This is a genomic window from Enterovibrio baiacu, assembly GCF_004120195.1.
In the GTDB taxonomy this organism is placed as follows: domain Bacteria; phylum Pseudomonadota; class Gammaproteobacteria; order Enterobacterales; family Vibrionaceae; genus Enterovibrio; species Enterovibrio baiacui.
This window is the reverse complement of sequence record NZ_SCHN01000025.1, coordinates 55,982-78,775: the sequence shown is the minus strand read 5'-3', so window position 1 is coordinate 78,775 and position 22,794 is coordinate 55,982. Positions and strand designations below refer to the sequence as shown.

Annotated in this window: 26 protein-coding genes; 15 read left to right on the top strand and 11 right to left on the bottom strand. The window is 49.7% G+C overall.

Annotated elements, in window-relative coordinates; translation table 11 throughout:
- Both EQP46_RS24350 and EQP46_RS21890 read left to right on the top strand, forming a co-directional pair.
- Positions 1 to 310: hypothetical protein (locus EQP46_RS24350; protein WP_205685942.1), on the top strand; the 310-nt coding region annotated here is incomplete at its 5' end.
- 182 nt (positions 311 to 492) lie between these two features.
- Complete coding sequence (locus EQP46_RS21890; RefSeq protein WP_129495647.1) at positions 493 to 1,032, top strand: gamma carbonic anhydrase family protein; 540 nt, start codon at positions 493 to 495, stop codon at positions 1,030 to 1,032.
- Here the strand turns inward: EQP46_RS21890 and EQP46_RS21885 are convergent.
- From EQP46_RS21885 to tsaC, 4 genes are read right to left on the bottom strand one after another with little or no spacing between them, the layout of a single operon-like run.
- Positions 1,029 to 1,292, bottom strand: a complete 264-nt coding sequence (locus EQP46_RS21885) for a DUF1488 family protein (protein WP_129495646.1) — start codon at positions 1,290 to 1,292, stop codon at positions 1,029 to 1,031. The genes EQP46_RS21890 and EQP46_RS21885 overlap by 4 nt on opposite strands.
- Positions 1,293 to 1,294: 2 nt before the next feature.
- The gene (aroE, locus tag EQP46_RS21880; RefSeq protein WP_129495645.1) at positions 1,295 to 2,116 is read right to left on the bottom strand and encodes a shikimate dehydrogenase; all 822 of its coding nucleotides are present in this window, start codon (positions 2,114 to 2,116) and stop codon (positions 1,295 to 1,297) included.
- A gap of 14 nt (positions 2,117 to 2,130) precedes the next feature.
- A complete protein-coding gene (gene hemF / locus EQP46_RS21875) occupies positions 2,131 to 3,048 on the bottom strand; it encodes an oxygen-dependent coproporphyrinogen oxidase (protein ID WP_129495644.1) in 918 nt (305 codons plus the stop codon).
- A 30-nt stretch (positions 3,049 to 3,078) separates the two neighbouring features.
- Positions 3,079 to 3,636, bottom strand: a complete 558-nt coding sequence (gene tsaC / locus EQP46_RS21870) for an L-threonylcarbamoyladenylate synthase type 1 TsaC (protein WP_129495643.1) — start codon at positions 3,634 to 3,636, stop codon at positions 3,079 to 3,081.
- 242 nt (positions 3,637 to 3,878) lie between these two features.
- Here tsaC and purE point away from each other — a divergent pair, with 242 nt between their 5' ends.
- Together purE and EQP46_RS21860 are read left to right on the top strand one after the other, a co-directional pair.
- A complete protein-coding gene (purE, locus tag EQP46_RS21865) occupies positions 3,879 to 4,364 on the top strand; it encodes a 5-(carboxyamino)imidazole ribonucleotide mutase (RefSeq protein WP_129495642.1) in 486 nt (161 codons plus the stop codon).
- 2 nt (positions 4,365 to 4,366) lie between these two features.
- Entirely contained in the window at positions 4,367 to 5,512 is a 1,146-nt protein-coding gene (locus tag EQP46_RS21860) for a 5-(carboxyamino)imidazole ribonucleotide synthase (protein ID WP_129495641.1), read from the top strand.
- A gap of 78 nt (positions 5,513 to 5,590) precedes the next feature.
- Here EQP46_RS21860 and EQP46_RS21855 read toward each other — a convergent pair whose 3' ends face one another.
- From EQP46_RS21855 to EQP46_RS21840, 4 genes are read right to left on the bottom strand one after another with little or no spacing between them, the layout of a single operon-like run.
- On the bottom strand, positions 5,591 to 6,154 hold the full coding sequence (locus EQP46_RS21855; RefSeq protein ID WP_129495640.1) for a DNA topoisomerase family protein: 564 nt from the start codon (positions 6,152 to 6,154) through the stop codon (positions 5,591 to 5,593).
- 36 nt (positions 6,155 to 6,190) lie between these two features.
- Positions 6,191 to 6,667 (bottom strand): DUF494 family protein, encoded by a 477-nt coding sequence (locus EQP46_RS21850; protein WP_129495639.1) that lies wholly within the window; start codon positions 6,665 to 6,667, stop codon positions 6,191 to 6,193.
- A gap of 2 nt (positions 6,668 to 6,669) precedes the next feature.
- Positions 6,670 to 7,767, bottom strand: a complete 1,098-nt coding sequence (gene dprA, locus EQP46_RS21845) for a DNA-processing protein DprA (RefSeq protein WP_129495638.1) — start codon at positions 7,765 to 7,767, stop codon at positions 6,670 to 6,672.
- 8 nt (positions 7,768 to 7,775) lie between these two features.
- Positions 7,776 to 8,810: a LysM peptidoglycan-binding domain-containing protein gene (locus tag EQP46_RS21840; protein WP_129495637.1), complete on the bottom strand. Its 1,035-nt coding sequence runs from the start codon at positions 8,808 to 8,810 to the stop codon at positions 7,776 to 7,778.
- 120 nt (positions 8,811 to 8,930) lie between these two features.
- On the opposite strand from EQP46_RS21840, the gene def reads away from it, so the two are divergent.
- The 5 genes from def to EQP46_RS21815 all read left to right on the top strand — a co-directional run bounded on the left by def (position 8,931) and on the right by EQP46_RS21815 (position 14,722).
- On the top strand, positions 8,931 to 9,443 hold the full coding sequence (def, locus tag EQP46_RS21835) for a peptide deformylase (RefSeq protein ID WP_129495636.1): 513 nt from the start codon (positions 8,931 to 8,933) through the stop codon (positions 9,441 to 9,443).
- 7 nt (positions 9,444 to 9,450) lie between these two features.
- Positions 9,451 to 10,407, top strand: coding sequence for a methionyl-tRNA formyltransferase (gene fmt / locus EQP46_RS21830; RefSeq protein ID WP_129495635.1), 957 nt, complete (start codon positions 9,451 to 9,453; stop codon positions 10,405 to 10,407).
- A gap of 95 nt (positions 10,408 to 10,502) precedes the next feature.
- Complete coding sequence (gene rsmB / locus EQP46_RS21825) at positions 10,503 to 11,783, top strand: 16S rRNA (cytosine(967)-C(5))-methyltransferase RsmB (protein WP_129495634.1); 1,281 nt, start codon at positions 10,503 to 10,505, stop codon at positions 11,781 to 11,783.
- A 101-nt stretch (positions 11,784 to 11,884) separates the two neighbouring features.
- The gene (gene trkA, locus EQP46_RS21820) at positions 11,885 to 13,261 is read left to right on the top strand and encodes a Trk system potassium transporter TrkA (RefSeq protein WP_129495633.1); all 1,377 of its coding nucleotides are present in this window, start codon (positions 11,885 to 11,887) and stop codon (positions 13,259 to 13,261) included.
- Between the two features lie 15 nt (positions 13,262 to 13,276).
- Positions 13,277 to 14,722: a TrkH family potassium uptake protein gene (locus EQP46_RS21815; RefSeq protein WP_161972880.1), complete on the top strand. Its 1,446-nt coding sequence runs from the start codon at positions 13,277 to 13,279 to the stop codon at positions 14,720 to 14,722.
- A gap of 106 nt (positions 14,723 to 14,828) precedes the next feature.
- Here EQP46_RS21815 and trhA read toward each other — a convergent pair whose 3' ends face one another.
- Positions 14,829 to 15,488: a PAQR family membrane homeostasis protein TrhA gene (gene trhA / locus EQP46_RS21810; RefSeq protein WP_129495632.1), complete on the bottom strand. Its 660-nt coding sequence runs from the start codon at positions 15,486 to 15,488 to the stop codon at positions 14,829 to 14,831.
- A 72-nt stretch (positions 15,489 to 15,560) separates the two neighbouring features.
- Entirely contained in the window at positions 15,561 to 16,352 is a 792-nt protein-coding gene (locus EQP46_RS21805; protein ID WP_129495631.1) for a sporulation protein, read from the bottom strand.
- A 173-nt stretch (positions 16,353 to 16,525) separates the two neighbouring features.
- Here EQP46_RS21805 and EQP46_RS21800 point away from each other — a divergent pair, with 173 nt between their 5' ends.
- From EQP46_RS21800 to EQP46_RS21775, 6 genes are all read left to right on the top strand, one after another.
- The gene (locus tag EQP46_RS21800) at positions 16,526 to 17,551 is read left to right on the top strand and encodes a GGDEF domain-containing protein (RefSeq protein WP_129495630.1); all 1,026 of its coding nucleotides are present in this window, start codon (positions 16,526 to 16,528) and stop codon (positions 17,549 to 17,551) included.
- Between the two features lie 205 nt (positions 17,552 to 17,756).
- On the top strand, positions 17,757 to 17,930 hold the full coding sequence (locus EQP46_RS24345) for a hypothetical protein (protein WP_192545536.1): 174 nt from the start codon (positions 17,757 to 17,759) through the stop codon (positions 17,928 to 17,930).
- A gap of 105 nt (positions 17,931 to 18,035) precedes the next feature.
- Positions 18,036 to 18,302 carry a YihD family protein gene (locus EQP46_RS21790; protein WP_017012286.1) on the top strand — a complete coding sequence of 89 codons (267 nt, stop codon included), beginning with the start codon at positions 18,036 to 18,038 and terminating at the stop codon, positions 18,300 to 18,302.
- A gap of 235 nt (positions 18,303 to 18,537) precedes the next feature.
- Positions 18,538 to 19,965 (top strand): cytochrome c oxidase accessory protein CcoG, encoded by a 1,428-nt coding sequence (gene ccoG, locus EQP46_RS21785; protein WP_129495628.1) that lies wholly within the window; start codon positions 18,538 to 18,540, stop codon positions 19,963 to 19,965.
- A gap of 123 nt (positions 19,966 to 20,088) precedes the next feature.
- Complete coding sequence (locus EQP46_RS21780) at positions 20,089 to 21,075, top strand: serine/threonine protein kinase (protein ID WP_129495627.1); 987 nt, start codon at positions 20,089 to 20,091, stop codon at positions 21,073 to 21,075.
- A gap of 33 nt (positions 21,076 to 21,108) precedes the next feature.
- On the top strand, positions 21,109 to 21,711 hold the full coding sequence (locus EQP46_RS21775) for a thiol:disulfide interchange protein DsbA/DsbL (RefSeq protein ID WP_129495626.1): 603 nt from the start codon (positions 21,109 to 21,111) through the stop codon (positions 21,709 to 21,711).
- 67 nt (positions 21,712 to 21,778) lie between these two features.
- On the opposite strand, the gene EQP46_RS21770 is transcribed toward EQP46_RS21775, so the two are convergent.
- The gene (locus EQP46_RS21770; RefSeq protein WP_129495625.1) at positions 21,779 to 22,696 is read right to left on the bottom strand and encodes an acyltransferase; all 918 of its coding nucleotides are present in this window, start codon (positions 22,694 to 22,696) and stop codon (positions 21,779 to 21,781) included.
- Positions 22,697 to 22,794 lie beyond the last annotated feature (98 nt).

Sequence of the window (22,794 nt, the reverse complement as noted above, 5' to 3'; positions counted from 1 at the left end):
GGTCAAATTGTTAAAGAACATTGACTGTAGAAGCGTTCGCTTCTCATCGTCAGGGCTGCGAATTTTACGCTGCCGGGCGATGAAGTCAAGAAGAAATTTTGAGATTTTTCAGCGTGGTGTTCACCGCATCCAAAACGTCTTGTTGACTCCCTTCAACCGCGATAAGCACTGGGCTTTTCCGTTGAAGCAGGCGGGCATTCTACTGATTGAGAAGGTCACGTCAAGCGTTTATTTTCAATCAATTTTGAAGCCGTTTCGCCATCCTGATTTGGTGGCCAGTTCCGTTTGGAGCGGGTCGCCGTGTCAGTGAGGCGGCATTATAGGGATGTCTCAGATCTTGGCAAGAGCTTTTGCATGGTTTTTTATGAAAAACGGCGCGTTCGCTCAGCAATTAACCAAACAGGGGTACTAAGACGAAACATTGGCGATGAATTGCACTATTTTTCGCATCCATATAGGCTGGAATGCTAATAATCCTTTAGGACATAACAAATGCAAACAGTACTTCGAAGCTATAAGGGCATCTTCCCTAACGTTGGTGAGCGCGTATATCTAGACCCAACATCTGTGATGGTGGGAGACATTACCCTTGGTGATGATGTCAGTATTTGGCCTTTAGTTGCTGCACGTGGCGATGTAAACCACATCATTATTGGTGACCGCTCTAACATTCAAGATGGCTCAGTGCTGCATGTCACCCATAAAAATAAAGACAACCCTGAAGGTTACCCGCTCATTATTGGTAAAGACGTCACCGTTGGGCACAAGGTGATGCTGCATGGCTGCGTGATTGGTGATCGCGTATTGGTTGGAATGGGGGCCATCGTTTTGGACGGTGCGGTTATTGAAAACGATGTAATGATTGGCGCAGGCAGTCTCGTTCCGCCAGGTAAGCGACTCGAATCAGGTTTTCTCTATGTGGGAAGCCCTGTAAAGCAAGCCCGCCCACTTAAAGAAGCAGAGCGAGCATTTTTGCAAAAATCGTCTGACAACTATGTCGCGACAAAGAATGACTACATTGCTGAGGGTTAACGCACCCAGATCTCCCCCTGCTCATTGAAGTTCTCTTCCTCAATGGCTTCTTCTGCAAGGTCTTCGAAGTCAAAGCGATGCTGGTCAAACGCTGCCAGTATCGCTCCATCTTCTATTAGTGCTTCATGTTGACGCTTTCGAATATCATCTATCGATACATAGCAAACAATCAGCGCCCCTGACTGCTGGGCGTGAAAACAAACGGCATGTTTGTCTTTATCTATGTCTTGATGATCAGGAAATAAAATATGTTGGTTCATGGTTATTCGGCAAGGTTACGGCGAAGTTCCCTTAGCACCTGACCGGTTCCCGGTTTGATGCCACGCCAAATAGTAAAACTTTCCGCTGCTTGTCCCACCAGCATACCTAACCCATCAATCACACGGGCAGCGCCCTGCTCTTTCGCCCATTGATTACTGCTGGTGAGGCCAGAACCATACACCATGTCGTATACCGTACTTTTCTGGTGGATGACTGTCGCTGGAATATTGGGATGCTCGCCGGACAAACTGGCGGACGTTGAATTGATAATGATATCAAATTCACTCTCCCCCAAAGCATCAAAGGACGCTGCGGCAACATTTCCGTGTTCCGCAAACAAAGCAGCCAAAGTTTCAGCTTTGCTAACCGTTCGATTGGCAATCACTAACGAGCGAGGGTTGTGCTTGAGCAAAGGGAGAACCACGCCGCGCGCAGCACCACCCGCACCTAGTAGGAGGACATTCGCATCCTCCAACTGCACATGATGATTAAGAAGATCCTGAACGAGCCCCTCTCCATCCGTGTTGTCGCCAAGAATGCCGCCATCATCCAGCTTCTTAAGCGTATTAACAGCACCTGCTAAGCGAGCACGCTCGGTAAGCATGGTCGCCATCGCATATGCATCTTCTTTAAATGGCACAGTGACATTACAGCCTCGCCCACCATTTTCGAAAAATACATCCATGGCTTCATTGAACCCGCCAATGGGTGCTTGCAAGGTTTCATATGACATAACCTGCCCTGTCTGACGCGCAAACAAGGTGTGTATAAAAGGGGACTTGCTATGTGAAATCGGATTCCCGACAACGACGTATTTATCCATTGACCTGCTGAACCTTACCAATCCCTTGGCGTTAAATAATCTTTATAGAGTCTTGCTTCAGGAGAGCCTGCTTCAGGCTCGAATCCATATTCCCATCTCACCAGTGGCGGCATGGACATTAAAATTGACTCTGTTCGACCACCGCTTTGAAGGCCAAACAAGGTGCCGCGATCATACACCAAGTTAAACTCGACATACCGACCGCGACGATAAAGCTGGAACTGACGCTCATGCTCTGAGAACGCCTTGCCCTTCCGTTTTTGAACAATAGGCAGGTAAGCATCTAGAAACCCTTCACCGACAGCCTTTATGTAGTTAAAGCATGTGTCGAATCCCCATGCATTAAGATCATCAAAGAACAGGCCACCAACGCCACGGGTTTCATTTCGATGCGGAAGGAAGAAATAGCGATCACACCATGCTTTGTGCTCCGCATAAACGGCGTCACCGAACGGCTGACAAATCGCCTTCGCAGTATTGTGCCAATGAAGGCAATCTTCTTCGACAGGATAGAAAGGGGTGAGGTCAAACCCGCCACCAAACCACCAAACTGGGGCTTCACCTTCTTTTTCAGCAATGAAGAAACGAACATTGGCATGAGACGTTGGAATGTGTGGGTTTTTCGGGTGAACCACCAAAGACACCCCCATGGCTTCAAAGCTGCGTCCAGCAAGCTCAGGTCGATGCGCCGTTGCCGAGCCCGGCATCTTATCGCCAAACACGTGCGAGAAATTCACACCAGCTTGTTCAAAGACGGCACCATCACGCAAAACACGGCTGCGACCACCGCCACCCGCCTCTCGCTCCCATGCATCTTCCACAAACGCAGCAGCGCCGTCTTCATGCGATAACGCATCACAAATACGGTCTTGCAACGAAAGGAGGAAACGTTTTACGGCATCTTTATCGACTGGCTGGGTGTGGTCTTGCACAGGAGTTCCTTCTAATTCCAACGATTTTACTTAACCTTGTCGAAGCACCTTACCAGAACGTGCATCGCGGATCTCGGTTGGTCTCTCAAGACCACCCGTTTTTCCTTCTAAAATACAGGCAACACGATCGCCAAGTTGTGCATCAACCTCTTCAACTGAACGGCACGGCGCTTCACCACTCAAATTTGCACTGGTTGAGGTGATAGGCTTACCAAACGCGTTACACAGCGATTGAACATCAGGGTGGTCAGACACGCGCACCGCAACCGTATCAAACTGTCCGGTGACCCAATCCGTGATTTTCTGGCCGGCAGGCATCACCCACGTCACAGGACCTGGCCAACTCGCCAACACGTCTGCTTTCGTTTCTTCACTCAATAAGCGCATGTCGATGTACCCTTCAAGTTGGGCAAGGTCGGCAGCAATTAAGATCAGCCCTTTTGCGCGATCACGCTCTTTTACATCCAGTAGGGCTTGAATAGCCTGGGCATTATCAGGATCACACCCGACACCAAACACACCTTCCGTTGGGTAGGCAATTACACCCCCCTGAGACAGGGCTTTTACACATTGCTCAACGTTGGCCAATGTTCTTCTCCGCATTTTCTTCTTACGCTTTCGCATACTATGACGAATTAAGCGTGGCTGACTCAACAATTTTGTCACACTTAGAAACACACTGGATAGTTTTCGCAAGAAAGTAAAAACACCCTGTTTCGCGAGAAATGCATCGACGCAAACGTTTTCCTTGTGATTTTTTACCGATATAATGGCGCGCAATTTCACGTCATAAAGACGACAGTGAGTACATGGCAGTTACAGGAGCAGTTATGAAAGTCGGCATCATCATGGGTTCAAAATCAGATTGGCCAACCATGAAAAACGCAGCGGATATGCTTGAGCATTTCGGCATCGCGTACGAAACAAAAGTGGTTTCCGCACACCGCACTCCTCAACTGCTTGCAGAATATGCCAGCAACGCTGCATCTCAAGGCATCAAAGTGATCATCGCGGGCGCAGGTGGTGCTGCGCACCTTCCTGGCATGACAGCCGCATTCACCAGCCTGCCTGTGTTAGGTGTTCCAGTGCAATCTAAAGCCCTTAAAGGCATGGATTCCTTACTGTCTATCGTACAAATGCCAAAAGGTGTTGCGGTCGGCACCCTTGCCATTGGCGATGCTGGCGCTGCAAATGCTGGCCTACTTGCCGCACAGATTCTTGCGACGGGAGATGACGAACTACTGACTAAGATCGACACTTTCCGTCAGAACCAAACCGACACAGTATTGGCACACCCAGACCCATCGGTAGAGTAATCATGAATGTATTGGTACTTGGCGCAGGGCAGCTAGCGCGCATGATGGCGCTTGCGGGCGCACCATTAAATCTCACTATCAGTGCGTATGATGTTCGTTCAGGCAACGTCGTTCACCCTGTGACGTTAGAAGTGCTTGGCCATGGATTAGAAAACGGAATCGTAAACGCAGACGTCATTACCGCAGAATTTGAACACATTGCCCCTGATGTACTTCGTCTTTGCCAAGAAAGCGGAAAGTTCTACCCAGGTGAAGAGGCCATTTTAACCGGTGGTGATCGCCGCAAAGAAAAAGCCTTATTGGACAAAGCGGGCGTTAATAACGCCCGTTACCAAGTCATCGAAACCCGCGCGGACTTTGACAATGCCGTTGAGCGTATTGGTTTGCCGATGATCTTGAAAAGCGCATTGGATGGGTACGACGGAAAAGGCCAATGGCGACTAAAATCCGCCGACCAAGCCGATGACGTATGGCAGGACATCGAAGCCTTCCTGACTACGTCTCATCAAGCAGACCGCCAATGCGTTATCGCCGAAGAGTTTGTTCGCTTTGATCGCGAGGTATCACTGATTGGTGCTCGCGGACAAGATGGTAGCCTTGCCATTTATCCCCTCACAGAAAACATTCACACCGATGGTATCCTGAGTGTGTCCGTTTCTGCCAATGAGAACGCTGCACTGCAAGCACAAGCTGAATCGATGTTTGACGCAGTTGCATCCGCGCTCGACTACATCGGCGTGCTGGCCATCGAATTCTTTGACGTGAATGGCACACTGATGGTGAATGAAATCGCACCACGCGTACATAACTCAGGCCATTGGACACAACAAGGCGCCGATGTTTGCCAATTTGAAAATCACCTTCGCGCCGTATGTGGGTTGCCATTAGGCAGCGCAAAACGCGTTCGTCCGACAGCAATGATTAATATTATTGGTGACGTGACAGTGCCAAATAGCATCATGCCTTTGGCTCACGTACATTGGTACGACAAAGCGCCACGACCTGGCCGAAAGATTGGTCATATCAACGTGTGTGCCAATTCGCAGAGTGCATTGGGTGAACACCTTAAAACGCTGTCTGCCTACTTGTCAGGTGATGAATTCCCTGCATTGTTAGAAGCGGCTGAAAAACTAAATCAGCAGGCATAATCCCCACCTATCACGCACAAAAAAAGCCGCGAAAGCGGCTTTTCTTTTATCTTAGCGCCCTCTCTGGGCAAAAAGTCATCAACCTTGTTTATGCTGACATTTTTTGCTCGCGCACACTTTCACCACGCCCGAAACAGTTTGCTTTTCAAGCAATAGCGCGAAACCACACACTTCACAGCACCCTTTGACGGGTTTAAGGTTCACCGCGAACTTACACTTAGGGTAAGCGTCACATGCATAAAACGCTTTGCCAAAACGCGATTTTTTCTCGTGAAGTTTGCCTTTGCCACACTCGGGGCAAGCCACATCAACCCCTTCAGTGACTGGCTCTTGATCGCGCTTTTCAATGTGCTGGCATTCAGGGTACGCCGAACAGCCAATGAACATGCCAAAACGCCCTTGCCGAAGCACCAATTCATTGCCGCATTCGGGGCAAGGTAGCCCCAGCTCTTTTACGACATGACCATCATTGTGATGCAGTGATTCAACAAAATCACAGGCAGGGTAGCCCGTGCACGCCTTAAATGGCCCGCGTTTGCTGTGCTTAATAACAAGAACGCTGCCACATTTAGGGCAGCGTTCTTCTTTCTCTAGTGCGTGCTCATGCGCACTAAACAGTGATTCGTCTATTTTTCCAGCCAAAACAGCTTCGCCTCAAACGGACTGACAGTGAAAATATTAATGAAGATATTCATCTTCGGCTGTGCAGTAGAGTAGCTCTTCCATTTGGTCATACGCACGTTCATTGCCCGGCACATTAAAGAGCACCATCAAGATCACCCACTTGAGGTCATCTAACGCGAACTCGTGTGTTTCAAGCTCCATCACACGATCAATCACCATCTCACGCGTTTCTGGGTTCAATACACTAATTTGCTCAAGGAAAATCAAAAAGCCGCGGCTCTCTGTATCCAAACGATCCATTTCTTGCGGCGTAAAAATACGCACCGACGTCAACGCGCTTCCTGTTAGGTAAGGCGTTTTATCTGCATCTTGCAATAGCGCCAGCTTTTCGAGCCAATCTAACGCTTTGTAGATATCTTCCTGATGAAAACCTGCTCGTAGAAGCTCATCAGCCAATTCGTCCTGATCTACCATCAATTCCGCATCGCTGTGGATATAGGTTTCGAACAGATACATTAGGATGTCCATCATGGCTAGCCCCTCCTCGTTCTAACATAGCCACCGGGCACTGCTGTAACCAGCCCCTGAAGCTCCAGTTCTAATAACTTCATCATTATTTCGTGAACGGGTTGATCGCAGATTTCTGCAAGCACATCGACACATCTTATCTCATTTCCTACGTTAGCCAACACTTCCGGAAATGGCAATTCTTCTTGCAAAACTTGAGCCTGCTCGATGTCCAACTGGTGATTAATTGCACAGCCTGCCAATGCCGTAACTTGTTCGAGAATATCCTCGACCGTTTCGACCAATAATGCGCCTTGCTTAATCAACCCATTGCTACCGCGGGCATTGGGGTTATGTATTGATCCCGGTAAGGCAAAAACCTCTCTGCCTTGCTCAAGTGCAAGACGTGCCGTGATTAACGAGCCGCTTTTCAACGCAGCTTCCACCACCAGCACACCTGTAGAGAGACCGCTAATAATGCGATTTCGTCTCGGGAAAAATGCAGGTTTTGGGGGTGACCATGGCCAAAGCTCTGAAACCAAAGCACCATTTTCTTTAACGTCTTTGGCTAAATCACGATGACGAGAGGGGTAAACCTTCTCTAAACCCGAACCGAGTACCGCGACCGTTTTACCTTGTCCGTCCAGCGCACCTCGATGTGCACGACCATCAATACCCAATGCTAATCCACTGGTCACCACCACATCATGCTTGGCAAGTTCTTCGGCGAACTCCCGCGCCAACGCTAACCCTTCTTGGCTAGCGTGACGACTTCCCACCATCGCAATCTGCGGTGCTGTGAGTATATGGGGATCCCCTTCCACGAATAAAAGAGGCGGCGCAGAAGCGATCTGTTTAAGTAAGAAAGGATAGTGCGGGTCGGACAAAGACAAGATGTGTCTATCTGGTGCATCACACCATGCTAAACATCTGTCGATAATAGAAAAATCAGGATGGCGCAATGCCGTTATTTGATCGGGTTTAAACCCAATCGAGGAGAGTTCTAGATCTGTTAATTCAAGCAGTTTCTGTGGCGGATATTTACTGATGATTTTGCTTACTGCGCTGCCGCCCAATTTCGGGACGGCAGCCAGTCGAAGCCAAGATTCAAGCACTTTGCTCATCAGATCCGTTATGACCCGCCAGCAGAAATGATGTTCATGTTTGAGGACAACGGCTGCTCAGCATCAACCACCATTGCCAAACTAAAGTGCGGATAGCTTCGGATCACCAATAGTGTACCGGCATGCTGATCGGGCAATATCGTCACGATAGAACCAGCAGCGTTATCAATATCAGAGTCGTATCTCATGTTGCCTTTGGTGCCTTTCAAAGCCGCTCCTGGCATCAATACAGACAACGCATGTCCCGCATCCAACCCGTCAGTTTCCCCTCTGTCGACCACCACGATTTGGCGAAGGCCAACATATTTGCTGCCGTAAAGGTGCCCTACCAAACTACCCGCGATATCAGCAGGTGCAGCATGAGGCTGGAATATCTCGCCAGTTCGCGCACCGAGTGAAGGAAGAAGGATGTCGTTTGGTTTTACCTCTTGAGATTGACGAACCAGTTTCAGCTCGGCGATCTCATCAAGGTTTCTCACTAAACGCGCTTCAGCCACTTTCTTCAAACTGATCATGGTGGCGGTCTGTTCACCCACTTGGCGATCAAACGTCGTGACAGGTCGGTAAATAAACCATTCATCATGGTCGAGGGCTGTATCAACATAGAAAGGCGTTTTGGTGGTGAGATAACTCCACCCTTTCTGGCTGCCAAGCACACGCGGTGCCATCTTCACTTCCGCCGCCCCCATGAGGGTGTCATACGTTAAGTGTTGTTTGAGAATATTGGTAGAAACACCGCTGATCGGCGTTGTATCGCCATTGTTCACGCCCTTTCGCGTCAATATAGGTTGGCCATCTTGCCATGAAAGACGAAGCTCATCCCCCGGATAAATCAGGTGGGGATTTTCAATATCAGGGTTTTGCTGCCAGAGTGCAGGCCAGTGCCAAGGTTTGTCTAAATACAACCCCGCAATGTCCCACAAGGTATCACCTTTGCGCACCGTATAAGCATCGGGCGCACCCTCTGAAAGGCTGATCACATTCGCCATGGATGTCGCAGACAACATGCCTGTGACACAGACTATGATTAGCTTTTTAAACATCCTATGTCTCCAAAAGCGTACTTTACGTTTGGATGCTGTCATTTGAATTGCAAAATGTCTAGAATTAGCCCAATTACCGAAGCCGGATACGGCGCAGTTCAACATATTTAAGAGACGTTTATGAGTGTATTACAGGTTTTGACCTTCCCGGACGATCGCCTACGCACGGTGGCGAAGCCGGTAGAGAGCGTCACACCAGAGATCCAAACGATTGTCGATGACATGCTAGAAACCATGTACGACGAAGAAGGCATTGGTCTGGCAGCGACGCAAGTCGACATTCACCAACGTATTGTCGTGATTGATATTTCTGATAGCCGTGAAGAGCCGATGGTTCTGATCAACCCAGAAATTATCGAAAAGCGTGGCGAAGATGGCATCGAAGAAGGTTGTCTATCTGTCCCTGGCGCGCGTGCGCTTGTACCGCGTGCATCAGAAGTGACCGTGAAGGCACTTGACCGTGATGGCAACGCATACCAATTCGACGCTGATGACCTTCTGGCAATCTGTGTACAACACGAACTTGACCACCTAGAAGGCAAATTGTTCGTTGATTACCTGTCGCCTTTGAAGCAGCAGCGCATCAAACAGAAGCTCGAAAAAATCAAACGCGCCAACCAAAAAACCAGCTGAGGTTTCCTTGAGCCAATCACTACGTATTGTATTTGCCGGTACGCCGGATTTCGCCGCCCGTCATATGGCGGCGTTGTTGTCTTCACACCATGACGTGGTTGCGGTTTACACCCAACCTGACCGCCCTGCAGGGCGTGGCAAGAAGCTAACAGCAAGCCCAGTGAAAATGCTGGCGCTTGAAAATGATATTCCGGTTTATCAGCCAGCCAGCTTGAAGTCAGAAGACGCACAGCAAGAATTGGCCGCCATTGATGCTGACATCATGGTGGTGGTGGCGTATGGCCTTCTGTTGCCAAAAGCGGTATTGGATACGCCGCGCTTAGGTTGTATCAACGTGCATGGTTCTATCCTTCCTCGCTGGCGCGGTGCTGCGCCTATTCAACGTGCAATTTGGGCGGGCGATGAGGAAACAGGCGTCACCATCATGCAGATGGATGAAGGCTTGGATACCGGCGATATGCTAAAAATCGCAACCCTGAGCATTGATGCGAAAGAAACCAGTGCCACGCTATATGAGCGTCTTGCTGAACTGGGGCCTGATGCATTGGTAGATTGCCTAGATGATATCGCTGCAGGTCGTGCCGTCGCTGAAAAGCAAGATGACGCACTGGCTAACTATGCGAAAAAGCTAAGCAAAGAAGAAGCCTTGATTGATTGGCGCTTAACGGCGGTTGAACTTGAGCGCTGCATTCGCGCGTTTAACCCATGGCCAATGAGCTACTTCACGCTGACCGCGAACGACACCGAGCACAACATCAAAGTATGGGATGCCGAGGTCGACGCAGAACAAAGCGACAAAGCCCCTGGCACCATTTTATCTGCGGATAAAACGGGCATTCGCGTGGCAACAGGTGAGGGCGTATTACGCCTAACCTCGATTCAGCCTCCAGGCAAAAAAGCCATGGGGGCGGCGGACATTCTAAACTCCCGCCGAGAATGGTTTGAACCTGGCAAAACCCTGTAATCGAGAGGCCAGCTTGCTGGCCTTTTTTAGTCGCAAGAAACACAATTTCGTTGTTCGCCACATACCGCGCACAACCCCCTGACGAAGGTACCTTCATGAACGTAAGAGCTGTCGCTGCACAGGTTATCTATCAGGTAGTTGACCAAGGACAATCATTGTCTGCGGCTCTGCCACCGGCTCAGCAAAAAGTCGCCCCGCGCGATGGCGCGCTGCTGCAAGAGATCTGCTACGGCGTCCTGCGCTGGTTGCCTCGCCTTGAATCCATCACCCAAAGCCTGATGGACAAGCCGCTGAAAGGCAAACAACGCGTCTTTCACCATTTGATTTTGGTGGGTCTTTACCAAATTGCGTTCATGCGAATTCCTCCGCACGCCGCCGTTGCTGAAACTGTTGATGCCACCAAAGTGCTGAAAAAACCGCAACTGCGTGGGTTGGTAAATGCCGTGCTTCGCAGCTACCAGCGCAACCAAGAAAATCTCGATGCAGCTGCTGTGTCTCACGATGCAGGAAAATACGGTCATCCGGGTTGGTTGTTGAAATTGCTGCAAAACGCGTATCCCGATCAATGGGAACAGGTTGTCGATGCGAACCACCAGAAAGCACCAATGTGGCTGCGCGTAAACCGCACGCACCATACCCGCGACAGCTACCGCGCCCTGTTGACAGAGAACGGCATAGAAACAGAGATCCATTCAGAAGCACAAGATGCCCTCAAGCTTGCGTCACCTTGTGATGTGACGGCATTGCCGGGGTTTGCTGACGGTTGGGTGTCCGTTCAAGACGCTGCTGCGCAACTTTCTGTGGATTATCTGCAGCCGCAATCAGGCGAACTGATTCTGGATTGCTGCGCCGCGCCAGGCGGGAAAACTTGCCATATCCTTGAACACAAAGCAGATGCAAACGTGGTGGCCATGGATGTGGATGCAACGCGTTTAACCCGCGTGGAAGAAAACCTCGCGCGTTTGAACCTCAACGCAAAGGTGATTTGCGGCGATGCGCGTCATCCGAGCGAATGGTGGCAGGGCGAACAGTTTGATCGTATTCTGCTCGACGCCCCGTGCTCTGCAACAGGTGTGATTCGTCGTCACCCAGATATCAAATGGTTACGCCGCGCCGACGACATCGCGCAGCTTGTGTCACTTCAGTCAGAAATTATTGATGCAATGTGGGCACAACTGAAACCGGGTGGTACGCTGGTGTATGCGACATGTTCAATTACGCCACAGGAAAATGGCCAGCAAGTGGCAGCATTCCTCGCACGCACAAGCGATGCAACATTGGAGACAGGCACACCGGACGCACCGGGTCGCCAGATTCTTCCAGGGCAAGAAAACATGGACGGTTTCTACTACGCCGTGATCAAAAAATCAGCCTGATATCCACGCTGAAGCATCACATCGAGTAGTGCCAAATTGTTGGTGGCCGTTGTGCCACCAACCATAACAAGTAGAAACGAACCGAGGTTCACGCAGACGTTATGAAAATTATCATCTTGGGGGCTGGACAGGTCGGCGGCACATTGGCCGAAAATCTGGTTGGCGAAAACAATGACATTACCATCGTCGATAAGAACCCCGAGCGCCTCAGAGAGCTGCAAGACAAATACGATTTACGGGTGGTAACCGGTTACGCCAGTCACCCCTCCACACTTCTCGAAGCCGGCGCTCAAGACGCCGACATGCTGGTTGCCGTTACCAACTCTGACGAAACCAACATGATTGCTTGCCAAGTTGCCTTCACGCTTTATAACACCCCAAACCGCGTCGCGCGGATCCGAAGCCCTGAATATCTCGCAGCCAAAGAACAATTGTTCCAGACCGATGCCTGTCCGGTCGATCACCTGATCGCCCCAGAAGAGCTGGTCACGCGCTATATCCATCGCTTGATTGAATACCCGGGTGCATTGCAGGTGGTTAACTTCGCCGACAATAAAGTCGGTCTGGTTGCGGTTAAGGCCTACTACGGCGGGCCTTTGGTGGGGAACGCGCTGTCCGCATTGCGTGAGCACATGCCGCATGTCGACACACGCGTGGCAGCCATCTTCCGTCGCGACCGTCCCATTCGCCCACAAGGCACCACCATCATCGAAGCCGATGATGAAGTGTTTTTCGTGGCCGCCAGCAACCACATTCGCTCGGTGATGAGTGAGCTACAACGTCTTGAGAAGCCTTACAAGCGCATCATGATTGTCGGCGGCGGTAACATCGGTGCAGGTCTTGCGAGAAGCCTTGAGCGCTCATACAGCGTGAAACTGATAGAACGTAACCCACGACGTGCTGAGCAATTGTCTGAAATCCTCGAGAACACCATCGTGTTCTGTGGTGACGCTGCAGACCAGGAGCTGCTGAGTGAAGAACATATCGATCAAATTGATGTGTTCATTGCCGTGACCAACGAAGATGAAGCCAACATCATGTCCGCCATGCTGGCAAAACGCCTTGGTGCGAAAAAAGCCATGGTGTTGATCCAACGCGGCGCATACGTTGACCTAGTGCAGGGGGGTGTGATTGATGTGGCGATTTCGCCGCAGCAAGCCACGATCTCCGCGCTACTGACCCACGTGCGTAAAGCTGACATCGTCAACGTATCATCGCTACGTCGCGGGGCTGCAGAGGCCATTGAAGCAATCGCACACGGGGATGCCAGCACATCCAAAGTGGTTGGACGCGCCATTGGGGACATTAAGTTACCTGCCGGCACCACCATTGGCGCAATCGTAAGGGAAGAGGAAGTCCTGATTGCACACGATAAAACCGTTATTCAGCAAGATGACCACGTGGTGATGTTCTTGGTGGATAAGAAATACATCCCTGATGTCGAGCGACTCTTCCAACCGAGTCCTTTCTTCCTCTAAGCCGAACCGTGTCTTATGGTCAATTTACAACCTGTACTGTTCGTGATTGGGCTGGTCTTATCTAAGATCGCCCTTTTCATGTACATCCCAACGCTCACCGCGTTTTTCACGGGCACACCGGGATTTCTCGATTTTGGCTTGTCCGTCATTATCACGCATGTTGCCGCGTTTCTTTGTTTGTCCCTTGGCAAGACGGATAACTTCCGCCTCAATGCGAGGGACATGTTCGTCATCACCACCATGGTGTGGTTGATTGCCAGTGCATTCGCCGCGTTGCCCTTCGTGTTCATCAATCACATCAGCTTCACCGATGCGTACTTTGAAACCATGTCCGGCATCACCACGACAGGATCTACCGTGCTCAGTGGGCTTGATCAAATGGCGCCTGCCATCTTGTTCTGGCGATCCATATTGCAATGGTTGGGGGGCGTAGGCTTTATCGTGATGGGCGTAGCCATTTTGCCGTTCTTGAACGTCGGCGGGATGAAACTGTTCCAAACAGAATCCTCAGATTGGTCAGCAAAATCGAGCCCACGCACCAAGAACGTCGCTATCAGCATCATGAAGGTGTACCTGATCCTGTCGGGGCTTTGCTTTATCGCCTATTGGGCAACGGGCATGACGCCATTTGAAGCGGTAAACCATGCGATGACCACGCTGTCTACGGGTGGGTTCTCCACATCTGACAGTTCCATGAACCGCTTCAGTCATTCCGCACAATGGGTCGGCACAATATTCATGTTTGCAGGCGGTTTACCGTTTCTGCTGTTGATGCAAGCACTCAGACGCAAAAGCCCGCACATGATTTTCGATGATGCACAGGTACGAGGCTTTACCTACTTGGTGCTCGCCACCTCTGCCATGGTAGCGATTTGGTTGGTGCTCACCAAAGACTACGCCACCAGCGATGCCATTCGCGTGTCCATGTTCAACATTGTCTCCGTGGTGACAACGACAGGCTTTGGTTTGGATGACTTCACGGCGTGGGGGCCTTTTGCCTCTGTGATTTTTGCGTTCATGCTGATTGTTGGCGGTTGCTCTGGCTCAACGGCAGGCGGCGCGAAAATCTTCCGATTCCAAGTCGCACTCGCTCTGCTTCGGAAACACATACAGCAATTGGTTCACCCGTCAGGCGTGTTTATTCAGCGCTATAACGGCAGACCAGTAAACGAAGATATCGTCCGTTCCGTGGTGGCATTTGCCATCACCTACTTGATGACGATTTTAGTGGTTGCGATGATTTTGGCCGCAACAGGATTGGACGGCATTACCAGTTTGAGTGGTGCGATGACGGCTGTCGCCAACGTCGGCCCCGGCATGGGTACCATCATTGGCCCGACAGGCAATTTTTCCAGCCTGTCAGACACGGCAAAGTGGGCATTGAGTATTGGTATGCTCATGGGACGCTTGGAAATACTGACGGTGTTGGTCTTGCTTTTCCCCGCTTTCTGGCGAGATTGATCCGGCGTGATAAAAACAAGGAAAGCGAGCGGGTTTCACTACTCGCTTTCTCGCTTTCTCGCTTTCTCGCTTTCTCGCTTTCTCGCTTTCTCGCTTTCTAAGAAGTCTATGCAGGCTGGACGTAGAAATAAATCGCCAAGAAATGCAGTACCGTGCCGCCTAAAACGAACAGGTGCCAAATCGCATGGTTGTAGGGAATCGAGCGTTTCACATAGAAGATCACGCCGAGCGAATACACCAAGCCCCCCGCCAGCAGCAACAGGAGTCCAGGTAGAGCAACCACTTGCGCCAGCTGATAAATCACCGCCAGTGATAACCACCCCATGGCGAGGTAAATCACCAAAGACAGCTTCTTAAAGCGATAAACAAACGCGATTTTCAGCACCACGCCCACCAGCGCAATGCCCCAAATCAGCGCCATCAAGCCCGTCGCCAATGGCGTTCGTAGGCTGATCAACATAAAGGGAGTATAAGTGCCCGCGATCAGCAAGTAGATGGCGCAATGATCGAAGGTTTTTAGCGCGCGTTTGGCACTAGGATAAGGAATCGCGTGATAAAGGGTAGAGGCGAGATACAGCAAAATTATGCTCGCGCCATACACGCTATAGCTGGCGATCGTCATGGCATCCGCATTCGCGCTGAATGCTTTGAGAAGCAAAAGCACCAAGGCCACAATACCAAACACCACACCTAGCCCATGGCTAACGCTGCTTGCTATCTCTTCTTTGACGGAGTAATCAGGCCCTGCTGTCGTGCACGCTGTCATCGTAGAGTCATCCTTCTAAATCACTAACACGGCGAGTATGACACATTTCAGCTTACACGTGTACGCTTAAAATCACGTTATCTTTTGCAGCACATTGTTCAGCGCGTCTTGCACGAGCTCAACGCTGTCATCAAGTGAAATCACCAATGAACGCTCAAGCTTGTTTGATCCCACAAAATGTCCAACCATGTCTCCAAGCCCTTCACCTTGTCGATGTACCGTCATGCCAATATCCAAGGCATTGTCCTTGTGCGTCACCACCACGTCGAGCTTCCGCCAAACGCCCTCATACGCGCCAGAAATGGGCACCCAAGAAAACACCTGCTCAAACGATCGAGGGTGTCGCTCGTCTTGCTCGCAATCGGCTTTTTCAATGCGAAGTCCATGCGCTTCAAGTACATCAAAGACCGTGTCGATATGACCAGACGGTTTGATGGTTAACGGCGTTTTAGTTGAAGGGTCTTTCGCCATGGGAATATCAAGACGGGTTTCTAGCCATACATTGCAATCTCCCATCGACAGCGGCGTCTCGATCGGGACATTCAATTCGGTTTCAAAACGGCGAGATTCTCCAGCTGGAAGTGCAAACGCATCAGGTAACGACCAGGATAAAAGCGTATGCGTAATGCGTCTTCGCTGTTTCTTTCTGCCCTGCTCCCCTGTTCCACGCACCTCTTCCCACCCCATAAAATCACAGCAGAGATCGAACGTGATGTTATCCACCTGCTGTGTTGACTCGCCACCATTAACGATCAGAGAGACAGCCACAGATTGGCCTTGTTGGATATTGTCTTGCTCGACAGACACCTCTGCTTTCGCACTCCCCACACCCACACGAGCTAACGTTTTTTTCAGCCATCCCATAGCCAATCCTCCTTGTTAAGCGCCTAAATATGCCGCACGTCTAATTTACCGCAGTGTAGACGGTAATGACGGGTTCAGTAGTCACAGCATTTTGATAATTTCTACTAAGATTAGAAGACTGGTGACACGTGGAAAGACACATTCCACACTATATAACGGAGAATAAGCCAGCTATGTCTAAGGATTCATTTGCGCTATCCGCTGGATATTTAAAGAAACTCGTACCACTCATGATGAAATACCAAGTGCCTGCAAATCCTAAAAACTATGCACTTTGGTATACCTATATTGCTAACACTGACGAAGCACTCACCAAAGCAATGAACGAGTCGCTTCAATCGTCGGGTTCCGTCAGTCTAGAACAATGCACTGAGCTCTATGAAGCGCATATTGCTGATGGGCAAAATGAAGGTATTCAAGCAGCACAGGAAGGTTTTGAGGCGCTAGCCCTTGAAATCAGCAACACCATGGTTGATACCATGAAAGACACCGATGTGTTTCAAGGCACATTGGAGAAGACCTTTTCGCAATTGGCTCGTCTTGATGAAGAAGCCATGAGCACAGAAGAAACCATTGCGGTGGTGCGAAAAGCATTAAAAGGCTCAAAGGAAATTCGGCAGTCCACCAGCTTCTTTAAAAACCAGCTGGCGGATGCCCAAAAAGAAATTGAGCGTTTAAAAGAAACGCTGGCAGAGGCGAACGAGCAAGCCTTTAACGATGCACTGACTGGCATCTTAAACCGCCGCTCCTTCGACAAGCATCTCGACAAACTTATCGCCTCGCCTCCTCAACGCGGGTTTTGTTTGCTGATTTGCGATCTCGACCATTTCAAAAGTTTTAATGACACCTATGGGCACTTGATGGGTGATCAGGTGCTCAAACTCACCGCGAAACGCCTCGCGGAGTTTTGCCGAGAAGGGATTGAAGCGTTCCGATATGGCGGGGAAGAATTTGCATTGCTGGTGCCTAATCGTCCGCTTGGTGGTGGCTGCCGTGTTGCGGAAACCATTCGTGCCAGCATCGACAAGCTGGCCATTAAAGACAAAAAGACAGGCTCCAAGCTCGACAACATCACCGTTTCTATTGGTGTTGCGCAGTTTGAAAAAGGGGAAAGCCCACGCAATTTGATCAGCCGCGCTGATGCCCAATTATATGAGGCGAAAAACTTGGGAAGAAACCGCGTAATGCCGATTGCATAACTCGCCAAAAACCGTAAAGAAAAAGCCGCGAATGCGGCTTTTTTTATTTTTTTAACTTGATGCTTTTTTAAACGATTTATTTTTGTTATGCTCCGCGCGAAATTTCATTTCAGAGTGAAAAAACAGCAAGGCTATCAGCCATCGGAACCCCTGAATCACTCTGCTATTAACCCCGTCATGGATGCGCGAAAACTGAGAAACTTAAATGCGCCCTGTCACTGTTCGCACCGTCCGCGTTACTCGTACACCAGCACGTATGCGTTCTACTTCGTTTGCTCCAACGTTCAAAGCGTCATCAAAAACATCAACACCTGATTTGACGTTGATCCGTCCAAATCCAGTGTTAAACACCGAAACGCCAACAGGCGAAGCGGCATAAGACGACATAGCTTGCACATAGTGATTCTGGTACTGTATGGCGAATAAGCCATATAAAAACCAAGGCTATTTTTTAACACTGTGTTAGCCCAATTTGGAGTCTTCAATGAAATGTCATCGCGTTAACGAACTGATCGAACTGCTTCACCCTGAGTGGCAGAAAGAACCTGAGCTGAATCTGATGCAAATGATCAGCAAACTCGCCGAAGAAGCAGGCTATGAAGGTCAACTCGACGCACTCACCGATGATGTGCTGATTTACCATCTAAAAATGCGTAACAGCGGCAAAGATGAAATGATCCCCGGTCTTGCGAAAGACTGCGAAAACGACTTCAAAACTGCCATTTTGCGCGCTCGCGGAATTATTGACTAAACGCAGCGTATAAAATTGCCAAGAAAAGCGAAACCATGGGTTTCGCTTTTTTATTTTAAAACAATCATCTGTTCCCCAAGCCTTGTCTTGGCGTTCAAGCATTATCCCACCACCCGCACAGAATGTCGGCAGTCTGCTACGGTATAATCTTCGGTCTATGATTAAAGAACACCGACAACGTATCGGTGTGAAGCATTGTCGGGATAGCCCGTTTGACCCAAGGAAAGCAGGTGTCATGAGCAAGGAAAAAATCGACATCAAAGATGTCACGCCCAAAGAATTTAATCCCAAAACCCATAAAGGTAGCGGTGATCGTTTCAACCCAAGCAACCGCATTTATGTTCGTGCGGCGAAAGGGATCTACCAGAAACTGCGCCAAAAAATGGGGTGGTTTTTCATGCTGCTCTTCTTGCTCACCCCATGGATTTCCTTCGGTGATCGACAAGCCATTCTGATCGACATCGGCAAACAGCAGTTCAATTTCTTCGGCACCACCTTGTGGCCACAAGATCTGACCTTGCTTGCGGTGGTGCTGATGGTGGCCGCCTTTGGCCTCTTTTTTGTCACCACCTTCCTCGGTCGAGTCTGGTGTGGATACCTCTGCCCACAAACGGTATGGACCTTTATCTATATTTGGTTTGAAGAAAAGCTCGAAGGCCCTGCCAATAAACGCCGCTCACAAGACAAAAAGCCCATGACGCGAGATTTATTGGCCCGAAAAACCCTAAAGCACCTTTGCTGGTTCGCGGTGGCGTTGATAACAGGCCTCACGTTTGTTGGGTATTTCGTCCCAGTGAAAACACTCTTCCTTGAGTTTTTCACCTTCTCAAGCAGTTTCTGGATTGTGTTTTGGGTGCTCTTCTTCAGTTTTTGTACCTACGGCAATGCAGGTTGGATGCGCTCTATCATGTGTATTCATATTTGCCCTTATGCTCGCTTCCAATCCGCGATGTTCGACAAAGACACCTTCATTGTGGGTTATGACAAAGCGCGCGGTGAAGCGCGTGGCCCAAGACCTCGCAAAAAAGACCCTAAAGATTTGGGATTGGGAGATTGCGTTGACTGTAACCTCTGTGTGCAGGTGTGCCCGACGGGTATCGACATTCGCGACGGCCTTCAATACGAATGCATCAACTGTGGTGCGTGTATCGATGCCTGTGACGACACCATGGATCGCATGAACTATTCGCATGGCCTCATCAGCTACACCACCGAACACAAACTCGCTGGCCATGCCGTGGATGTCATGCGTCCTAAATTGATCGGCTATGGCGTCGTGATGATCGCCATGTTCGTTATGTTCTTTTACTTCCTCAATGCCGTTCAACCGATGGGGTTAGACGTTATTCGTGATAGAACACAGCTGTTTAAGACCAATACGGATGGGCTGATTGAAAACACCTATACCTTGAAGATTCTGAATAAAACGCAAGCTTCAGAGACGTATAATTTATCGGTGACAGGGCTTGAAGGTATTGAGTGGTACGGCAAACAACAAGTGACGCTCAGCGCAGGGGAAATTTACACCTTGCCAGTCAGCCTTGGGGTTGACCCGTACGAGCTAGAAAAACCTATCGCCAACATTGTGTTTACGCTTGAACGCCAATCAGGGGATGACAAAAAAACCTTGTCTACCGAAAGCCGCTTTATCAGCAAGCTCTAAGCGCGGTGAGCACATCGACGAACAAAGGGCGCATCTCGCGCCCTTTTGTTTAGGTATAAGCCGCACAGTCATACCAATCTCTGATACCATCAAACACTCTCTTATCACAAAACAAGTGACCTTATGAGCGACGCGCAATTTAGCTTCGAGCACCTCACCCCTGACACCTTGATTGATGCATTAGAATCCGTCGGTGTTCGCCCTGAATCTGGGCTTTTAGCGCTTAACAGTTACGAAAACCGCGTATACCAATTTCAAGATGAAGATCGAAAACGCTTTGTCACTAAGTTCTATCGCCCACAGCGCTGGACCAATGCTCAAATATTGGAAGAACACCAGTTCACCAAAGAACTTGAAGAGTCTGAAATCCCCCTTGCCGTGCCCGTTGAAATCGATGGTACGACACTATTTGAACATGCTGGCTATCGGTTCGCGCTGTTTCCGAGCGTGGGAGGCCGCACCTTTGAAGTCGACAATTGGGATCAACTCGAGATGGTTGGCCGTTTCATGGGCCGCATTCATCAAGTCGGCGCACGAGAGGCCTTCACGGCACGCCCAACCATTGGCCTTGATGAATACCTGCACCAGCCGCGAAAAATCTTAGAGCACAGCGAATTCATTCCCATGCACCTCGAGAACGCGTTCTTTTCCGATCTCGATCGCCTCATCAATGTACTGGAAGCCCGCTGGACAACAGATTGGCAACCGATTCGCCTGCACGGCGATTGCCACCCAAGCAATATCTTGTGGCGCGATGGGCCAATGTTTGTCGACTTGGACGATTCGCGCAATGGCCCAGCGATCCAAGATATTTGGATGCTACTCAACGGCGATCAGCATGATCGCTTGGCGCAGCTGGACACCATTGCAGAGGCCTATGAGGAGTTTCACGATTTTCCTCATCATCAATTGCAACTAATCGAGCCTTTACGTGGTCTCAGAATGGTTCACTATATGGCATGGCTGGCAAAACGTTGGCAAGATCCGGCTTTTCCTCGTGCATTCCCTTGGTTTGCTGAGGCAAAATACTGGGAAAATCAGGTGCTCGCCTTTAAAGAACAATTAGCTGCTCTTGAGGAAACGCCTCTGTCGCTGTCGCCGCAGTGGTAAGCAGCATTATAACTATCAGGGAGAAAGACATTTATGTTGAAAAAATTGTTTGCGATGGCCGCTGTTGCCATGCTGGCCTTCTCTGCGCACGCAGCGCGTTTTAATGCAGGTGAGGACTATCAAGTACTTGACCTGCCAAAAACACAATCACCAACAGTGACCGAATTTTTCTCTTTCTACTGCCCTCATTGCTACAAGAGTGAAGGCTTGATGGAAGAGCTGAAAAAGAAAATCCCTGAGAATGCGACCTTCCAAAAGAGCCATGTTTCTTTCATGGGTGGCAACATGGGTAAGGCACTGAGCAAAGCGTATGCAACCGCCGTCATGCTGGACGTTGAAGACACCATGGTACCGGTCATTTTCAACCGTATTCACCTGCTTCAAAAGCCACCACGTGATGAAGCAGAAGTGCGTCAGATGTTCATCGATGAAGGTGTGGATGCGAAGAAATTCGACGGCACGTACAACAGCTTTGCTGTCAATGCGATGGCTAACCGTTTTGACAAAGGCTTCAACGATTCAGGCCTTCGCGGTGTACCTGCGGTGATTGTTAACGGCAAATACCACGTGACGCCAAAAACCATCAAATCAACAGATGACTACTTCGCATTGGTTAATTTCCTGCTGACCCAATAAGTCGCAGCGAATATCCAAATGCAAAAAAGGGGCCTTGAGCCCCTTTTTTATTTCCACTGTCTACGTGTCATGCCACCGTATCTGCCTGTCGTTTTTCTACCTGCGTCTGTGCGGGCGGCTCACCGTAGAGCACTGACAACTCATCGTCTTTCTCTTCCCAACGCTGATGAAGCCATTGCTGAAATTGGCGCTTGAACGTTTTGTCATTGAAGTAATCCCCTTTTACCTCGCTATCAAGTGGCAAGGTATAAATACGTACAACGACTTTTTTCATCTTTCCTGAAAGCAAGGCTTTAAAAGGGACATCTCGGTTTTCAGGGTAAGCCAAGGTGACGTTAATGATCGCATCAAACTGCTCGCCCATCGCCCCGAGTGTGTAGGCAATCCCACCGGTTTTAGGCGGCAGTAAGTGGCGAAAAGGTGAGTGTGTGGCATCCCTTTTTTCTTCGGTGAATCGCGTGCCCTCCACAAAATTCACCACGGTGGTGGGGGTGTGGCGGAAACGCTCACAGGATTTTCGCGTGGTTTTGAGGTCACAACCTCGTTTTTCAGGGTGCTTGAGCAAGTACTGGCGGGAATAGCGCTTCATAAAAGGCATATCCACGGCCCAACACGCGAGCCCCAAGAAAGGCACATACAGTAATTGCTGTTTGAGAAAAAACTTCGCCATGGGAATACGATTTCTGAACACAGAGAAAACAACGACGATGTCCGTCCAACTCATGTGATTGGCGATCAATAAATACCATTGGTCTTTGCTCAGTGACTCGCCGCCTTGTATGTCCCATTCCACCTTTGACGTGAGGTTGACCAACCCATGATTAAGTGTCGCCCATACCCACATAATGCCATTGCATGCACGCGTAATGGCGCGCTGCAATGCAGGCACAGGAAGCAGCATTTTGAACAACGCGAGACAGCAGATCAGAACAGATGCCACCGCGGTGTTTAAGCACACAAATAGAACGTTAAAGAAAAGTATCAAAGCGACGTGCCCACACACAGACTGGTAATGTTTATCAGGCGTAATAATACGTCGACAGAATAAAAAACACCATTCAGTGAGAGGTGGTCAAATGAGTG

What these genes read in the sequence shown, in the direction of transcription:
- EQP46_RS21890 (WP_129495647.1), top strand. Translation starts at nt 493, where the DNA reads ATGCAAACAGTACTTCGAAGCTATAAGGGCATCTTCCCTAACGTTGGT.
- EQP46_RS21885 (WP_129495646.1), bottom strand. Translation starts at nt 1,292, where the DNA reads ATGAACCAACATATTTTATTTCCTGATCATCAAGACATAGATAAAGAC.
- aroE (WP_129495645.1), bottom strand. Translation starts at nt 2,116, where the DNA reads ATGGATAAATACGTCGTTGTCGGGAATCCGATTTCACATAGCAAGTCC.
- purE (WP_129495642.1), top strand. Translation starts at nt 3,879, where the DNA reads ATGAAAGTCGGCATCATCATGGGTTCAAAATCAGATTGGCCAACCATG.
- EQP46_RS21860 (WP_129495641.1), top strand. Translation starts at nt 4,367, where the DNA reads ATGAATGTATTGGTACTTGGCGCAGGGCAGCTAGCGCGCATGATGGCG.
- EQP46_RS21850 (WP_129495639.1), bottom strand. Translation starts at nt 6,667, where the DNA reads ATGATGGACATCCTAATGTATCTGTTCGAAACCTATATCCACAGCGAT.
- dprA (WP_129495638.1), bottom strand. Translation starts at nt 7,767, where the DNA reads ATGAGCAAAGTGCTTGAATCTTGGCTTCGACTGGCTGCCGTCCCGAAA.
- EQP46_RS21840 (WP_129495637.1), bottom strand. Translation starts at nt 8,810, where the DNA reads ATGTTTAAAAAGCTAATCATAGTCTGTGTCACAGGCATGTTGTCTGCG.
- def (WP_129495636.1), top strand. Translation starts at nt 8,931, where the DNA reads ATGAGTGTATTACAGGTTTTGACCTTCCCGGACGATCGCCTACGCACG.
- rsmB (WP_129495634.1), top strand. Translation starts at nt 10,503, where the DNA reads ATGAACGTAAGAGCTGTCGCTGCACAGGTTATCTATCAGGTAGTTGAC.
- trkA (WP_129495633.1), top strand. Translation starts at nt 11,885, where the DNA reads ATGAAAATTATCATCTTGGGGGCTGGACAGGTCGGCGGCACATTGGCC.
- EQP46_RS21815 (WP_161972880.1), top strand. Translation starts at nt 13,277, where the DNA reads ATGGTCAATTTACAACCTGTACTGTTCGTGATTGGGCTGGTCTTATCT.
- trhA (WP_129495632.1), bottom strand. Translation starts at nt 15,488, where the DNA reads ATGACAGCGTGCACGACAGCAGGGCCTGATTACTCCGTCAAAGAAGAG.
- EQP46_RS21805 (WP_129495631.1), bottom strand. Translation starts at nt 16,352, where the DNA reads ATGGGATGGCTGAAAAAAACGTTAGCTCGTGTGGGTGTGGGGAGTGCG.
- EQP46_RS21800 (WP_129495630.1), top strand. Translation starts at nt 16,526, where the DNA reads ATGTCTAAGGATTCATTTGCGCTATCCGCTGGATATTTAAAGAAACTC.
- EQP46_RS24345 (WP_192545536.1), top strand. Translation starts at nt 17,757, where the DNA reads ATGCGCCCTGTCACTGTTCGCACCGTCCGCGTTACTCGTACACCAGCA.
- EQP46_RS21790 (WP_017012286.1), top strand. Translation starts at nt 18,036, where the DNA reads ATGAAATGTCATCGCGTTAACGAACTGATCGAACTGCTTCACCCTGAG.
- ccoG (WP_129495628.1), top strand. Translation starts at nt 18,538, where the DNA reads ATGAGCAAGGAAAAAATCGACATCAAAGATGTCACGCCCAAAGAATTT.
- EQP46_RS21780 (WP_129495627.1), top strand. Translation starts at nt 20,089, where the DNA reads ATGAGCGACGCGCAATTTAGCTTCGAGCACCTCACCCCTGACACCTTG.
- EQP46_RS21775 (WP_129495626.1), top strand. Translation starts at nt 21,109, where the DNA reads ATGTTGAAAAAATTGTTTGCGATGGCCGCTGTTGCCATGCTGGCCTTC.